The organism is Streptomyces sp. NPDC001373, from assembly GCF_042895815.1.
Classification (GTDB): Bacteria; Actinomycetota; Actinomycetes; order Streptomycetales; family Streptomycetaceae; genus Streptomyces.
This window is the reverse complement of sequence record NZ_JBIAWQ010000003.1, coordinates 281,619-295,348: the sequence shown is the minus strand read 5'-3', so window position 1 is coordinate 295,348 and position 13,730 is coordinate 281,619. Positions and strand designations below refer to the sequence as shown.

The following is a 13,730-nucleotide window of genomic DNA, read 5'->3' as shown; positions in this document are numbered from 1 at the left end:
CGGCACCACGGCCGGGCCGGGTGCCGCCACCGATACCGCTCGGGCGCAGCGGGGAGCCGGCCGGACCGGGGTCGGCGCGCCTCCGGCGGGGTGGTGGGGGGAAGACGGGCAGGGGTGTCCTAACGTGCCCCGCATGGATCAGGAGCACACACCCGGGATCGCCGGGGGCGCGGGCAGGCGGCGGTTCCTCGCCATCGCGACGGGCGCGGCCACCGCCGCCGGGCTCGGCTCGGCCGCCGGCTGCGCGAGTGGCGGGGGCGGCGCGAGCGGGGCCGCGCTGAAGGGGAAGGCCGCGGGCAAGGAGTCGCCGTCGGCGCCCGGGCAGGCCGGTTTCGACGTGAAGGCGGAGAACGCCCGGCCCGGCAACGCCGACTGGCACGTGGTCAAGGCCGGACCGGCCCGTGCCATCGAGGGCTTCACGGACAAGGTGAGCGTGCTGCCCGGAGAGCCGTTCGGGCTGCACGTGTCCACCACCGCCCCGCGGTTCACCGTCTCCGCGTACCGGATGGGCTGGTACGGCGGGGCGCGGGCCCGGCTGGTGTGGCGGTCCGAGGCGCTGCCGGGGGTCCGCCAGCCCGAGCACACGGTGGACGCCGGCACCCGTATGGTCCGTACCCACTGGGCGCGCACCGCCACGGTGGACACCAAGGGCTGGCCGGAGGGCTGCTACCTGCTGCGGCTCGACGCGCAGGGCGGCGAGGGGCAGCGGTTCGTGCCGGTGACCGTCCGCTCGGCGGCCGCGGCGGGCCGGACGGTGATCGTCAACGCGGTGGCGACCTGGCAGGCGTACAACCGCTGGGGCGGCTACGGCAGCTATGACGGCCCGAACGGCGGCTACGCCTCGCGTTCGCTGTCGGTGACCTTCGACCGGCCGTACGAGTACGACGACGGGGCGGGGCTGTTCCTCGTCTACGAGGCTCCCCTGGTCGCGCTGGCCGAGCGGCTCGGGATACCCCTGGCTTACGCGACGACCACCGACGTGGCGCGCGAGCGGCGCCTGCTGGAGGGGGCGGCGGCCGTGCTGTCCCTCGGCCACGACGAGTACTGGTCGCCGGAGCAGCGCGCGCACTTCACGGCAGCCCGGGACGCGGGCAGCAACATCGCGATACTGGGCGCGAACTGCTGCTTCCGCCGCATCCGGCTGGAGCCCTCGGAGCTGGGGCCGGACCGTACGGTGGTCTGCTACAAGTCCTCCTACGAGCAGGACCCCGGCTTCAAGCGGGGGCATCCGGCGACCGTCGACTTCCGCTCGTCGCCGGGGGCGGACCCGGAGAGCTCGCTGCTCGGGGTGATCTACGACGGCTACCCGGTGGACGCCCCGTACGTGGTCGTGAACCCGGGCCACTGGCTGTTCGAGGGAACGGGTGTGAAGGCCGGGGACGGTTTCGCGCACCTGGTCGGCGTGGAGTACGACAAGGTGAACACCGGCTTCCCGACCCCGCGGCCGATCGAGATCCTGGCCCACTCCCCGGTGGTGTGCGAGGGACGGCCGAGCCATCAGGACACGGCCTACTACACCGTGCCGAGCGGGGCGGGGGTCTTCGCGACCGGCACGATGCGCTGGGTCGAGGCCCTCGACGCGGCCGGCGACGGCCGCGGCGGAGCCAACCACGGCCTGGACGCCCGTGCCGGCGCGCTGACCACCCGGGTCACGGAGAACCTGCTGCGCGTCTTCGCCGCGGGCCCGGCCGGACGGGCGCACCCGGCGCAGGACAACGTCAAGGCGGTGTACGGGGGGTCGTGAGCCGCCGGCGGCGGCATTTCGGTGGACCGGGCCCGGACGGGGTGTTTAGGATCAAGGCGACGGCATCGCGTGTCGGTCACCGGCCGGGTGAGGCATGGAGGTGCCGTGAGATGCCTTGTGGAGGCATTCGCCCATGTCGGTCCAGTTGAACCACACGATCATCCACTCCCGTGACAACCGGGAGTCCGCCGAGTTCCTGGCACACATCCTCGGTCTCGAAGTCGGCCCGGAATGGGGTCCGTTCATCCCCGTGACCACCGGGAACGGGGTGACGCTGGACTTCGCGGCCATCCCGGCCGAGTCCATCACCCCGCAGCACTACGCGTTCCTCGTCTCGGAGGAGGAGTTCGACTCCGCCTTCGAGAAGATCCGGGCGGGCGGCGTCGAGTACTTCGCCGATCCGCACCGCAAGCACCCCGGCGAGATCAACCACAACGACGGCGGGCGCGGGGTCTACTTCCTGGACCCCGCGGGCCACGCCATGGAGATCATCACCCGCCCGTACGGCGGCTGATCGACGAGGACCCGAGGGGCCCGCGGCGCACGGCGCGCCGCGGGCCCCTCGCACGTCCGCCGCACGCCCTTCCCCCACCCGCGCCGGCCGTGGCGGCCCACCCGGCGCGGAAGCCTGGACAGATGATCTGTGCAGAGATAATCTATGGACAGAGGAAATCGGAGCGACCGAGGAGAGCGCACATGTGGACCTACGAGCACACCATCGAGACCGCCGCCGCCCCCGCAGCCGTCTGGCGCCTCTGGGCCGACGTCGAGAACTGGGGTGACTGGAATCCCGGTATCGAGAAGATCGAGATCGACGGCCCCTTCACGGCCGGCGCGCACATCACGATGACGCCGCCCGGCGAGGACCCGGTGCCGCTGGTCGTCGCCGAGGCCGTCGAGAACGAACTCTTCGTGGACGAGGCCCGGTTCCACGGGCTGCTCCTGCGCACGGCCCACCGGATCGACCCCGCCGGGGACGGCAGGGTCCGCATCACCTACCGGATGGAGATCACCGGCCCGGGCGCCGACGAGGCCGGCCCCGAGATCGGCCCGGCCATCACCGCCGACTGGCCCGAGACCATGGCCGCGCTGGCGGAGTCGGCGGCCCGCTGATGGCCCTCAGCCCCGGGGAGAGCCCCGGATTCCTGCTCTGGCACGCCACCCTGCGCTGGCAGCGGGAGGTCTCGGCGGCGCTGACCCCGCTCGGCCTCACCCACGTGCAGTTCGTCCTGCTCGCCTGCGCGTGGTGGCTCAACGGCCAGGGCGAGCACCCCAACCAGCTCGCCCTGGCCCGCCAGGCCGGCACGGACGTGAAGATGACCTCCCAGGTGCTGCGCACCCTGGAGCAGAATGGGCTCGTCGCACGCGAGGTCGACCCGGCCGACACCCGCGCCAAGCGGCTGCGCGTCACCGCCGCCGGGGCGGAACTGGCCCCCCGGGCCATCGCCGCCGTCGAGGAGGCCGACGCGCGGTTCTTCCGCGCGGTGCCCCTCGACGACGCGCTGCCCCTGCTCAAGCGGCTGGCCCGGCCCGATTCCTGAGGCCCGCCACCCGAGACCGGCGCGGACCCGCGGGCCGGCCGAAACCTGCCCGCAGGAGCGCACGGCGGCACCTCAGACGGCGGGCCGCTCCGGGAAGTACACGATGCTCGGAGCGCCCGTCGCCGGATGGACGGCGACATGGGCGCGGACCCCGTAGACCTCCGCGATCAGCTCCTGCGTGAGCACCTCGGCCGGCGGCCCCTGAGCCACGACCCGGCCGTCCGCCAGGACGTACAACCGGTCGCAGAACGACGCGGCGAGGTTGAGATCGTGCAGGACGAGCAGGCTCGTCGCGGGAATCCGCCGGACCAGCCCCAGCACCTCCAGCTGGTAGCGGATGTCGAGGTGGTTCGTGGGCTCGTCCAGGGCCAGCAGCCCGGGCTCCTGGACAAGGGCGCGGGCGACGAGGGCGCGCTGGCGCTCACCTCCCGAGAGCCCGTCGAAGCGGCGACCGGCAAGCCCGCGGGCCCCGACGGTCTCCAGCGCCTCCGCGACGCACAGACCGTCGTCCGGGCCGTCCTGCTCCCAGAACCGCTTGTGCGGGCTGCGCCCCATGGACACGACCTCCCTGACCGTCAGCCCGAAGGTGCCGGCCGCGTCCTGCGGGACCACCGCCACCCGCCGGGCCCGCCCCCTCACCCCCAGCGCCGAGGCGTCGACGCCGTCGAACAGCACCCGGCCCGCGGCGGGCCGCAGCGCGCCGTAGACGCAGCGCAGCAGGGTCGTCTTGCCGCTGCCGTTCGGCCCGACGATCCCGACCGTCTCACCGGGCCGGGCGGCGAGGTCGATACCGTGCAGCAGGGTCCGCCCTTCGACCGCGTACCGCAGGGACTCGACAGCGAGTTCCACCGGACGCCCCGTCATCCGGCCACCCCCTCGCCCCGTGTGGACCTGCGCAGCATCCACAGGAAGAAGGGGCCGCCCGCCAGCGCGGTGACCACGCCGACGGGTATCTCCTCGGGCGCGGCCGCCGTCCGGGCCAGCAGGTCGGCCAGGGTCAGGAAGACCGCGCCGGCCAGGGCGCAGACGGGCAGCAGCACCCGGTGCCCGGCACCCACGACCATGCGCGCGGCGAGCGGAACCATCAGACCGACGAAGCCGATCGCCCCGCTGCAGGCCACGAGCACCCCGATGACGAGCGACACGAGGACGAGGACGGCGGCCCGGAACCGGCCGGTGTCCAGACCGAGGGTGCGCGCCCCCTCCTCCCCCGCGAGCAGCAGGTCCAGCGGGCGCGCCAGGGTGACGAGCAGGCCGGTGCCGGCCAGCAGCGCGGCGGTCGGCAGGGCGAGTTCGTCCCACCGGGCGCCGCCCAGCCCGCCAAGGGTCCAGAACAGCACGGAGCGGATCTGGTCGGGGTGCGCCGACAGCACGAGCACCAGGCTGGTCAGCGCGGACAGGACGTACTGCACGGCCACCCCGGCCAGGACCAGCCGCCCCGTGGTCATGGTGGCGCCGCGCCGGGCCAGGGCGTACACGGCGACGAGCGCGACGAGGGAGCCGGCGAACGCGGCCAGGGGAAGCCCGGCGGCGGCGCCCGCCCCCACCCCGAGCACGAGGACCAGCACGGCCCCCGCCGAGGCGCCCGAGGAGGCACCCAGCAGGAAGGGGTCCGCGAGCGCGTTGCGCACGAGGGCCTGGAGCACGGCCCCGGCGACCGCGAGCCCGGCGCCGACCACGGCCCCGAGCAGCACGCGCGGCATCCGTACGTCCCACACGATGGAGGCGAAGCCCCCGCGCCCCGCCCCGGGTCCGCCCCACAGGATTGCGAGGACCTTCCCGGGGGCGATGCGCACGGGTCCCAGGGCCAGCCCCGCCACCGCCGATCCGGCGAGCACGGCGGCGAGGAGCACGAGTACGGCCGCGGTGCGGCGGCGCCCGCTCACGCGGCGTCGGGGTGCAGGCCGCGGCCCAGGGACTCGACCGCGTCGGCGACGCGGACGCCCAGGACGGCGGAGGACAGCGGGAGCACCACGAACCTCCGGTTCTTGACGGCGGGAACCTCCGCCAGCGCGGGGTCGTTCGACAGGCGCCGCTTCTTGGCCTCCACGGAGGTGCCGCCGTAGTCGTAGATGAGGACGACCTCGGGCCCGCGCTCGACGACCTTCTCCCAGGACACGTCGCCGAAGGTGTCCTGGAGGTCGGCGAAGACGTTCGTCCCGCCGGCGAGGGAGACGATCTCGTTGCCGATGCCGTTGCCCCCGGAGGTGAAGGCGGAGGCCTCGCCCGAGTCGTAGACGAAGACGGCCGGGCGGGGCCGGTCCTTCACCCGTGCGGTGACGGCGTCGATCCGGCGCTGCTCCTCCTCGACGAGGGCCGCGCCGCGCTCGGGCACGCCGAAGGTCCGGGCGACCTCCATGATCTCGGTCTTCAGCTGGGCCGGCCCGACACGGCCCGGTGTGCAGGACTCGATGCTGAGCCGAGAGGCGATCCCGGCCAGGGCCAGACCCGCGCGGTCACGGCCCTGGCCCTGGTCGAAGGCGCTGGCGTAACCCCCGTACACGAAGTCGGGGTCGGCGCCGAGAAGCACCTCCTTCGACGGATACCGTTCGGCCAGTACCGCGATCCCGTCGTAGGCGGTGCGGTAGGCGGGGAGCACGGAGTCGTCGAGGTAGGCCGTGCCCGCCATCCGGTCCTGGAGGCCGAGGGCGAGCATGATCTCGGTGGCGTGCTGGTTCATGGTGACGGCCCGCGCGGGCGGGGCCTGGTAGGTGCTGGTGACACCGCAGTTGGTGACGGTGTAGGGGAACCCCGGCGCGGTCTTCGCACCGGAGGCGGGCCCCTGCCCGCCGGCGGGACCGCCGCACGCGGTCAGGGGGATCAGGAGCGCGAGCGCGGAGAGCGGGCGCAGGGCAGCGCGGATACGCGACATGGTGAGGCCTCTCCGGGGGATCCTCGTCCCCGGTCGAAGTGAAGAGGCGGCGCGTCAGTGTCTGACTCCCGGGACCCCGCGGGCGGGGTCGCCGGTCACAGTGGCGGGACCGTACCGGATTCGCACCGGTTTCCTGTCCTGCACCGCCCGGACAACCCGGCCAAGTCTGCCAGATGCCGCGAATCCCGCCCGAAGGGTATCGGACGCCGCCGGTGGCGGGAGCCGCCCGTACGGAGGATCGTGGGCCGGGAGGGGAGGCGCGGAGGAGGTGCGCCATGCGTCACGGCATTCACGGCGGCCACAGCGGGCATGAACGTCACAGCTGTCACGGTGGATGCCGGAGCCGGGCCGGCCGCGCGGGCCGGACCGCCCGTCTCCTGCCGGCCTCCCTCGTCGCGGCCCTGCTGCTCGGCGCCGGCCCCGACGGTTCCGGCGAGACCGTCCCCCTCGACGGGGACCGCCCCGGGAAGCACCTCGACGTCACCCTCACCCGGGTCGTCGACCCCGCGGGTCCGGCGCCCGCCCCCGGGGCCGACCGGCTGGTCGCCGTCGGGCTGCGCCTGGAGAACACGGGGACGGTGCCGTACGAGGACTCGCCCGCTCCGGCCGCGCACCTGCTCGGCACCGACGGGGAGCGCTTCACCGGCCTGAGCGGTGAGACGGACGCCGGCCCGGCCCTGCCCGACACGGTCACCCTCGACCCGGGCCGGTCGGCCTCCGGCTACGTCGTCTTCCGGGTGCCGCAGGAGGCGGACCTGGCGGCGGTGCAGTTCGCCCTGGACGCCGGGCTCGGCGACGACGTGGCCCAGTGGAGCCTGCCCTGAGCCACTGCCCGAACCGGAACCGGAACCGGAGCCGGAGCCGGAGCCGGCGCCACCCGAACAGGCCGGAAATTATCCTGACGTGTCTAGTGACTTAGCAGGCGCACGACAGTAGAACTTGTTCCCACTCCGTCGAGAGTGAGGAACCACTCATGAGTGACAAAGGCCTGAACAGCAAGGTGTCCAAAGGCGTTTCGCGACGCGGATTCATCGCTGGAACTGGTTCTCTTCTCGGTGCCATGGCCCTCGCGGTGAACACCACCGCCGCCCGTGCCGATCCCGCCACCGGATCCACCGTCGTGAACGCCCCCCTCGTCTCCGGGACCCGTGTCCCGGCCCTCGTCATCGGCACCGGCTACGGCGGCTCCGTCGCCGCGCTCCGGCTGGCCCAGGCCGGTGTCGACGTGCACATGCTCGAGATGGGCATGGCCTGGGACACCCCGGGCACGGACGGCAGGATCTTCGCCAACACCACCAGGCCCGACTACCGCTCCTTCTGGCTGCGCACCCGCACGAAGGCCCCCCTGAGCAACTTCCTCGGCTTCCCCATCGACAAGGACGTCCCGAAGTACACGGGCATCCTCGACGCCGAGGAGATGGGCGGGATCATCGTCTACCAGGGCCGCGGCGTGGGCGGCGGCTCGCTCGTCAACGGCGGCATGGCCGTGACGCCCAAGCGGCAGAACTTCGCCGCCATCCTGCCCACGGTCGACGCCGACGAGATGTACGGCACCTACTACCCCCGCGCCAACGCCGGGCTCGGCGTGGGCCTCGTCGACCCGGACTGGTTCGAGACGGTGGACTGCTACCAGTTCGCCCGCGTCGGCCGCAAGCACGCCCAGCGCTCGGGCTTCCCCTTCGTCTTCGTACCCGACGTCTACGACTGGGACTACATGAAGCAGGAGGTGGCCGGGACCGTCCCCAAGTCGGCCGTGGACGGCGAGATCCTCTACGGCAACAACGCCGGGAAAAAGTCCCTCCAGCAGACCTACCTCGCTGCGGCCCGGGCGACCGGCCGGGTGGCCATCTCCCCCCTGCACCGGGTCACCACCGTCTCCCCCTCGGACGGTGGCGGCTACACGGTCGCCGTGGAGGAGCTGAACACCACCGGCGACGTCGTCGCCGTCAAGACCGTCACCGCCGACCGGGTGTTCTTCGCGGCCGGCAGCGTCGGCACCAGCAAGCTGCTGGTCCGGCTGAAGGCGACCGGCGCCCTGCCGCTCCTCAACGACGAGATCGGCAAGGGCTGGGGCGACAACGGCAACGTCATGTGCGGCCGGGCGAACCACATGTGGGACCCGACCGGGAAGGTGCAGGCGGCCATCCCCTGCGGGGGCATCGACAACTGGGACGCGGGCGGCGCCTTCGCCGAGGTGGCCCCGCTGCCGACCGGCATCGAGACGTACGCCTCCTTCTACCTCTCCATCACCAAGAACCCCAGCCGCGCGCAGTTCTCCTGGAACGCGGCGACGGGCAAGGTCGAGCTGAACTGGCAGACCGCCTGGAAGCAGCCGTCGATCGACATGGCGAAGACCATCTTCGACAAGATCAACGCGAAGGAGGGGACGATCTACCGCACCGACCTCTTCGGCACCAACAAGGTCTGGGGCGACCACCTCACGTACCACCCCCTGGGCGGGGCAGTGCTGGGCAAGGCCACCGACAACTACGGCCGCCTGCACGGCCACCCGGGCCTGTACGTCATCGACGGGGCGCTGATCCCCGGCAACACCAGCGTCAACCCGTTCGTGACGATCACGGCCCTCGCGGAGCGGAACATAGAGAAGATCATCGCCACGGACCTGTGACGGCGGACGGCCACCGGGGCCGGCCGGACGCACCACGCGCCCCGGCCGGCCCCGGCTCCGTTCAGCTCCCCGGCAGCACACAGGCGCTGTCGAGGCCCAGGACGTGGTTGAGCCGGCCGAAGGCCAGCCAGGAGCCGATGCTCATGCTCAGCTCCACGATCTCCACCTGGCTGAAGTGCGCGGTCATCCGCTCCCAGAACTCCTCGTCGAGGTTGTGGTGGTCCAGGGCGTAGCGCTCGGCGTACTCGGCGGCCAGCCGGGTGCGGTCGTCGAAGGCGTCGGTGGTGCGCCACTCGGTCACCGCGTCGGCGAACCCCTCCTCGACCTTCTCCCCGTCCCGGTCGGTGCGCCAGTCGAGGCAGAAGACGCATCCGTTGATCTGCGCGATGCGCAGCCGCGCCGCCTCGAACTCGCGCAGGCCCAGGGTGGTGTGGGCGTAGACCGACAGGGAGAAATTGGCCGCCGCCATGCCGATGCCGGGGACCAGGTCGCCCCACACGTACTCGATGGGGTGCTGTCCGTCGGGGACGTCGATCCTCATGGCCGTTTCCTTCCGAGTTTGCCGACTGCGGGGCGCAGCGGGACGTCGAGGGCGTCGTAGAGCCCGGGTTCCGCCTCCACCAGCCAGTCGATGGCGCCGACCAGCCGCCCGACGGCAGTGGCGTTGCCGCCCGCGGAGCGGTTCCCGCCCTCGTCGGTGGCCTCGACGGTGACCTCGATGCGCGGCCGGCCCTCGATGACGACCCGGTGGGCGCCGGCCCCGCCGTCGGGCGGCGTGGGCCAGTCGGGGGCGCAGGAGGCGTGGATGCGGGTGACGTGTTCGATGACGATGCGGGGTTCGCCCCCGACGATGCCCTGGACCTCGAAGCGGATGGCGCCCTGGGTTCCGGCCTCGAACACGCCCATGGAAGGGGTGGTGACGGTGGCGTCGAGGGCACGCCGGTCGGAGGTCTCTCGGATCTCGTCGAGTTCGACGCCGAGGGCGCGCGCCATCATCCGGACCTGCCCGCCCCACACCATGGTCGGGACCGAGGGCATCAGCATCATCGGCTCGTACTCCATGGGGTGGCCCATGCCGACCAGATGGCGGACGGAGTCCGGCTGGTCGTAGGTGGAGTAGTCGAAGATCTCCTGGCAGCGGATCGCGTCCACGTAGGTCCCCAGCCCGCTGAGCAGGAGCGGGAGCACGTCGTTGCCCCAGCCCGGGTCGACGCCGGAGGCGAAGAGCGAGCCGCCGCCCTCCGCTATCGCCACGAGGACGGGGTCACGGAACTCCGGCGGGGCGCTGCGGTGGTCGTAGAGCGGGTAGAGGGCGGGGCTGACGACGGCCGCGCCGGCCCTGACGGCCCGGGTGATGTCGGCGAGGGCGTCGTCGGGGCGGACGTCGCCGGACGCCGCGTAGACGACGGCGGCGGGGCGGGCGGCGAGCACCTCCCCGATGTCGTCGGTCGCCGGCACGCCCAGCCGGCGGTCGAGCCCGGCGAGTTCGCCCGCGTCGCGGCCGACCTTGGCGGGGTTGTGGACGATCACTGCCGTGAGTGCGAGCGCCGGGTGGGCCTCGACGGCGCGGATCGCCGCGCGGCCTACGTTGCCCGTGCCCCAGACCACCGTGGGAATCATGCGCGGAGGGTAGCGACGGGGCGCGGAGGAACCCAGGGGCGCGAAGGAAGTTTTTCGGGACCGGGCGGGCCCGGACTCCGGGCGTGGAGAAAGGATTCGGCACGGGTGTGCCCCGCCCCGTACGCTCCCCGGGCATGAACATGAGGAACTCGACGGTACGGGCGGTCAACCGGCTGACGGCGCGCTGGGCGGCGGAGGCGGGCGGCGAGGCCACCGGTACGGTCTTCACGGCGGCCGGGGTCTGGCCGCTGCTCGCCCCGCTCGCGGATGGCGCGGCGGGCCCGGCCCGGGCGGAACTGGCGGAGGCCCTGGGCCTGCCGGCCGAGCGCGCGGCGGGGGCCGCCCGGGAACTGCTGGCCGCGCTGGGCGGCGTCCGGGGGTTGCGGGCGGCGACGGGCCTGTGGACCCGGGCGGACCTCCCGCTGGAGGCGGCCTGGCGGGAACGGCTCGCACCGGGGAGCCACGGCGTCCTGAGCGGCAGCGCGGAAGCCGACCACAAGGCGCTGGACGCGTGGGCCGCCCGGCAGACGCACGGTCTCGTCGAGCGCATGCCGGTCACGCTGACGGACGGCCCCAACGGAACACGGCTGGTGCTGGCTTCTGCCCTCACCCTGAGCACGAGGTGGATCCAGCCGTTCACGGAGTGGCACGGCGAGGCGTCCGCGGGCCCGTGGGCCGGGCGGCCCCTGAGGATGCTGCACCGCAACACGGCCCTGCTGGACCGGGCCCGGGTGGCGGAGGGGCCGGCCGGGGCGGTGACCCTGCTGGAGGTCGTCGGGGACACCGGGGTGGACGTCCACCTCGTGCTGGGCGAACCGGACGCCTGGCCCGGCGAGGTGCTCGGGACCGGGATCGAGTCCGTCACCCGCGCCCGGCCGGCCGTGCCCGCGAGCCTGCTCCCGGAGGGCCGGCCCGGCCCCGGCCTGGACATCGCCACCGTGCTCGCCCCGGCGCCCGAGCCCCGGCTCACCGCCAGGGCGCCCGTCTTCGAGGTCCGGGGCGAACACGACCTCCTGGAGCGGGCCCGCCTGTTCGGCCTGGAAGAGTCCCGCGACACCGGCCGCGGGCACTTCCCCGGGGTCAGCTCCCAGCCCCTGGCCGTCGGTTCGGCCCGGCAGTCGGCGGTGGCGCGCTTCCACGCCGAGGGCTTCGAGGCCGCCGCCGTGACGGCCGTCGCCGCGGCGGTGGGCTGCGGAGTGCCGCCGCGGATCCGCTACCGCACCCGCCGGGCCGAGGTGGCCTTCGACCGCCCCTTCGGCTTCCTTGCCGTGCACCGCACCTCGCGGCTGGTCCTGGCGGCGGGCTGGGTCAGCGATCCGCTCGCGTACGAGGAGCCGCCGGAGAAGACCCTGGAGGAGAAGCTGCGGGAGGAGGCGGAGGACTGGGAGGAAGAGGAGTAGGCGGCGCCAGCGTGGCGGCCAGGGCCGCCGTCTCCGCGAAGGCGGGGACGCGGCCGGTGCCCCCGCGGCCCGACACCGACAGCGAGGCCGCGGCCACTGCGTGGGCCACCGCCTCCGGGAGCGGGTCCCCGAGGGCGAGCCGGGCGGTGACGGTCCCGGTGAAGCAGTCCCCGGCCCCGGTCGCGTCGACGGGGTCCGGGTCGGCCGGGACGGGGTGGTGGGCCGCGCGGGTCCCCTGGTCCAGGAGCAGCGGGCCGGCCCCGGCGGTGACGGCGACGGCCCGGGCGCCCAGGGCCCGGTAGCGGGCGGCCGCCGTGCGGGGGTCGGAGGTGCCGACCAGGGCGAGGGCGTCGGCCGGGCAGGAGGTCTTGAGCAGCCCGGTCAGCGGGGCCATCGCGGCCAGCAGGGTCCGGGCCTCGTCGCGCCCGGTCAGCCGGGGGCGGAAGTTGGCGTCGTACGAGACGTGCCCGCCGGCCCCGTGGACGGTCCGGGCGGCGGCGAGCACCGCCTCGCGGCTGGCCGGGGAGAGCGCGCCGGCGATCCCGCCGGTGATCAGGGCCCCGGCGCCGGCCAGCAGCCCGCTCCAGTCCTCGACGTGGGCCGGGGAGAGGGTGGATCCGGCGCTGCGGGTGCGCCAGTAGACGAACTCGCGCTCCCCCTCGGTGTCCGCGCTGAGCAGGTAGGCGCCGTTGGGGTGCGGGGCGCGGCGGACGTGGGAGACGTCGACTCCCAGCTCGGCGGCGCGGCGCAGCAGCGGGACGCTCAGCTCGTCCTCGCCGACGACCGCGAGCAGGGCGGTCCGCGCTCCGGCCGCGGCGGCGGCGGCCGCGGCGTTGAGGGCGTCGCCGGAGTAGGAGATCCGCGCGGCGGTCCCGTCGGCGGCCGTGCGCAGCGGGGTGCCGGCATGGATCTCGACGAGCACCTCGCCGAGCACGAGGACGTCGTAGGGCCCGGCGGTCCGGGAAGCGGCCATGGTCAGCGCTCCCCGCGCGGCACGGCCCGCCCCCGCGGCGGCGTGGCGCTCCCGGAGTCCGGCGCGGAGGGCCGCCGGCCGTCGGACGCGCCCGTGGCGGCCCGAGGCCCGGCCGGCCGCTCCCACGGCGGTGCGGAGCCCGGAGCGTGCACGGGCGGGGCCGCGCCCGGTGCGGCCGGTCCCACACCGGGCCCGGGCAGACCCCCGCCCGGCCCGGCCGGCTCCGGGGCCGCCAGGGCCGCGAACAGGGCCGCCAGTTCGGCCGGGTCCGTCGGGAGGCCGCCGCCGACGCCGACGGCGGTCGCGCCCGAGGCGAGCCATGCGCGGACCTCGCCGGGCGCGATGCCGCCGGTCGGGATCAGCAGGGCGCCGGGGAGGACGGCCCGCAGGGAGCGGAGGAACGCCGGGCCGCCCACGTGGGCCGGGAAGACCTTCGCCGCGCCCGAGCGCCGGACGGCGGCCGCGATCTCGCCGGGGGTGAAGCCCCCCTCCAGGAACGGGGCCCCGCGCCGCGCGGCGACCTCGCGGGCCTCGGGGGCCGGGTACGGGGACACCAGGAAGCAGGCCCCCGCTTCAAGGGCCTCCTCGGCGTGGGCCGCGGTGGTGACGGTGCCGACGCCGATCAGCGCCGGGCGGCCCAGCGCGTCGGGGATCCCGGCCGTACGGGCCACGGCCGCGGCCCAGCCGGGGGTGGAGGTGGTGAGCTCCACGACGCGGCAGCCGGCGGCGAGCAGGGTCCCCGTGGTGCGGACGGCCCCGTCGGCGTCCGCGCTGCGCAGCACGGGGAGCAGGCGCTGGGCGGCTATCGCGTCGTACGGACGGCAGGACACAGAACCCACGGGACCCTCCCGGACGTTCCCCGTGCGGAGAACTCGGCATCGTGGACGGGCACTTATTGGTCCGGACCTTACACATCCGGAGGCCGGAACGGGGCCGCACGAGGGCCGCCGG

General features: G+C 74.4%; 14 protein-coding genes and 1 riboswitch. Of the genes, 7 read left to right on the top strand and 7 right to left on the bottom strand.

The features are described 5' to 3' along the window. The first annotated feature begins 133 nt into the window (after nt 1-133). The 4 genes from ACFY15_RS09560 to ACFY15_RS09545 all read left to right on the top strand — a co-directional run bounded on the left by ACFY15_RS09560 (nt 134) and on the right by ACFY15_RS09545 (nt 3,285). Nucleotides 134-1,744, top strand: coding sequence for a N,N-dimethylformamidase beta subunit family domain-containing protein (locus ACFY15_RS09560; protein ID WP_390825289.1), 1,611 nt, complete (start codon nt 134-136; stop codon nt 1,742-1,744). Between the two features lie 133 nt (nt 1,745-1,877). Then, nucleotides 1,878-2,258, top strand: coding sequence for a VOC family protein (locus ACFY15_RS09555; RefSeq protein ID WP_390687210.1), 381 nt, complete (start codon nt 1,878-1,880; stop codon nt 2,256-2,258). Nucleotides 2,259-2,440: 182 nt separating this feature from the next. Then, nucleotides 2,441-2,857: an SRPBCC family protein gene (locus tag ACFY15_RS09550; RefSeq protein WP_390825288.1), complete on the top strand. Its 417-nt coding sequence runs from the start codon at nt 2,441-2,443 to the stop codon at nt 2,855-2,857. After that, nucleotides 2,857-3,285, top strand: a complete 429-nt coding sequence (locus tag ACFY15_RS09545) for a MarR family winged helix-turn-helix transcriptional regulator (RefSeq protein ID WP_390687208.1) — start codon at nt 2,857-2,859, stop codon at nt 3,283-3,285. Before ACFY15_RS09550 ends, ACFY15_RS09545 begins: the two co-directional genes overlap by 1 nt. A gap of 72 nt (nt 3,286-3,357) precedes the next feature. Here the strand turns inward: ACFY15_RS09545 and ACFY15_RS09540 are convergent, their stop codons facing one another. From ACFY15_RS09540 to ACFY15_RS09530, 3 genes are read right to left on the bottom strand one after another with little or no spacing between them, the layout of a single operon-like run. Next, on the bottom strand, nt 3,358-4,149 hold the full coding sequence (locus tag ACFY15_RS09540) for an ABC transporter ATP-binding protein (RefSeq protein WP_390825287.1): 792 nt from the start codon (nt 4,147-4,149) through the stop codon (nt 3,358-3,360). Then, complete coding sequence (locus tag ACFY15_RS09535; RefSeq protein WP_390825286.1) at nt 4,146-5,171, bottom strand: FecCD family ABC transporter permease; 1,026 nt, start codon at nt 5,169-5,171, stop codon at nt 4,146-4,148. The genes ACFY15_RS09540 and ACFY15_RS09535 overlap by 4 nt, the downstream gene beginning before the upstream one ends. Continuing rightward, the gene (locus ACFY15_RS09530) at nt 5,168-6,157 is read right to left on the bottom strand and encodes an ABC transporter substrate-binding protein (RefSeq protein WP_390687205.1); all 990 of its coding nucleotides are present in this window, start codon (nt 6,155-6,157) and stop codon (nt 5,168-5,170) included. The genes ACFY15_RS09535 and ACFY15_RS09530 overlap by 4 nt, the downstream gene beginning before the upstream one ends. A 35-nt stretch (nt 6,158-6,192) precedes the next feature. Beyond that, nucleotides 6,193-6,331: riboswitch (cobalamin riboswitch) on the bottom strand. 101 nt (nt 6,332-6,432) lie between these two features. Between ACFY15_RS09530 and ACFY15_RS09525 the strand changes: the two genes are divergently transcribed. Beyond that, nucleotides 6,433-6,981, top strand: coding sequence for a hypothetical protein (locus ACFY15_RS09525; RefSeq protein ID WP_390825285.1), 549 nt, complete (start codon nt 6,433-6,435; stop codon nt 6,979-6,981). Between the two features lie 149 nt (nt 6,982-7,130). After that, nucleotides 7,131-8,786 carry a GMC oxidoreductase gene (locus tag ACFY15_RS09520; RefSeq protein WP_390687203.1) on the top strand — a complete coding sequence of 552 codons (1,656 nt, stop codon included), beginning with the start codon at nt 7,131-7,133 and terminating at the stop codon, nt 8,784-8,786. Between the two features lie 61 nt (nt 8,787-8,847). Here the strand turns inward: ACFY15_RS09520 and ACFY15_RS09515 are convergent, their stop codons facing one another. Next, on the bottom strand, nt 8,848-9,327 hold the full coding sequence (locus tag ACFY15_RS09515; RefSeq protein ID WP_390687202.1) for a carboxymuconolactone decarboxylase family protein: 480 nt from the start codon (nt 9,325-9,327) through the stop codon (nt 8,848-8,850). Beyond that, entirely contained in the window at nt 9,324-10,406 is a 1,083-nt protein-coding gene (locus tag ACFY15_RS09510) for a dihydrodipicolinate reductase (RefSeq protein ID WP_390687201.1), read from the bottom strand. Before ACFY15_RS09510 ends, ACFY15_RS09515 begins: the two co-directional genes overlap by 4 nt. Before the next feature lie 134 nt (nt 10,407-10,540). Here ACFY15_RS09510 and ACFY15_RS09505 point away from each other — a divergent pair, with 134 nt between their 5' ends. After that, nucleotides 10,541-11,806, top strand: coding sequence for a serpin family protein (locus ACFY15_RS09505; RefSeq protein WP_390825284.1), 1,266 nt, complete (start codon nt 10,541-10,543; stop codon nt 11,804-11,806). Here ACFY15_RS09505 and ACFY15_RS09500 read toward each other — a convergent pair. Together ACFY15_RS09500 and ACFY15_RS09495 are read right to left on the bottom strand one after the other, a co-directional pair. Continuing rightward, nucleotides 11,715-12,779, bottom strand: coding sequence for a PfkB family carbohydrate kinase (locus ACFY15_RS09500; RefSeq protein ID WP_390687199.1), 1,065 nt, complete (start codon nt 12,777-12,779; stop codon nt 11,715-11,717). The genes ACFY15_RS09505 and ACFY15_RS09500 overlap by 92 nt on opposite strands. 2 nt (nt 12,780-12,781) lie before the next feature. After that, the gene (locus tag ACFY15_RS09495; RefSeq protein ID WP_390687198.1) at nt 12,782-13,618 is read right to left on the bottom strand and encodes a bifunctional 4-hydroxy-2-oxoglutarate aldolase/2-dehydro-3-deoxy-phosphogluconate aldolase; all 837 of its coding nucleotides are present in this window, start codon (nt 13,616-13,618) and stop codon (nt 12,782-12,784) included. Nucleotides 13,619-13,730: the final 112 nt, after the last annotated feature.

Bases quoted from the DNA above. Each gene is read 5' to 3' on its own strand.
- ACFY15_RS09530 (WP_390687205.1), bottom strand. From the start codon at position 6,157: ATGTCGCGTATCCGCGCTGCCCTGCGCCCGCTCTCCGCGCTCGCGCTC.
- ACFY15_RS09510 (WP_390687201.1), bottom strand. From the start codon at position 10,406: ATGATTCCCACGGTGGTCTGGGGCACGGGCAACGTAGGCCGCGCGGCG.
- ACFY15_RS09560 (WP_390825289.1), top strand. From the start codon at position 134: ATGGATCAGGAGCACACACCCGGGATCGCCGGGGGCGCGGGCAGGCGG.
- ACFY15_RS09550 (WP_390825288.1), top strand. From the start codon at position 2,441: ATGTGGACCTACGAGCACACCATCGAGACCGCCGCCGCCCCCGCAGCC.
- ACFY15_RS09500 (WP_390687199.1), bottom strand. From the start codon at position 12,779: ATGGCCGCTTCCCGGACCGCCGGGCCCTACGACGTCCTCGTGCTCGGC.
- ACFY15_RS09540 (WP_390825287.1), bottom strand. From the start codon at position 4,149: ATGACGGGGCGTCCGGTGGAACTCGCTGTCGAGTCCCTGCGGTACGCG.
- ACFY15_RS09525 (WP_390825285.1), top strand. From the start codon at position 6,433: ATGCGTCACGGCATTCACGGCGGCCACAGCGGGCATGAACGTCACAGC.
- ACFY15_RS09520 (WP_390687203.1), top strand. From the start codon at position 7,131: ATGAGTGACAAAGGCCTGAACAGCAAGGTGTCCAAAGGCGTTTCGCGA.
- ACFY15_RS09505 (WP_390825284.1), top strand. From the start codon at position 10,541: ATGAACATGAGGAACTCGACGGTACGGGCGGTCAACCGGCTGACGGCG.
- ACFY15_RS09555 (WP_390687210.1), top strand. From the start codon at position 1,878: ATGTCGGTCCAGTTGAACCACACGATCATCCACTCCCGTGACAACCGG.
- ACFY15_RS09545 (WP_390687208.1), top strand. From the start codon at position 2,857: ATGGCCCTCAGCCCCGGGGAGAGCCCCGGATTCCTGCTCTGGCACGCC.
- ACFY15_RS09515 (WP_390687202.1), bottom strand. From the start codon at position 9,327: ATGAGGATCGACGTCCCCGACGGACAGCACCCCATCGAGTACGTGTGG.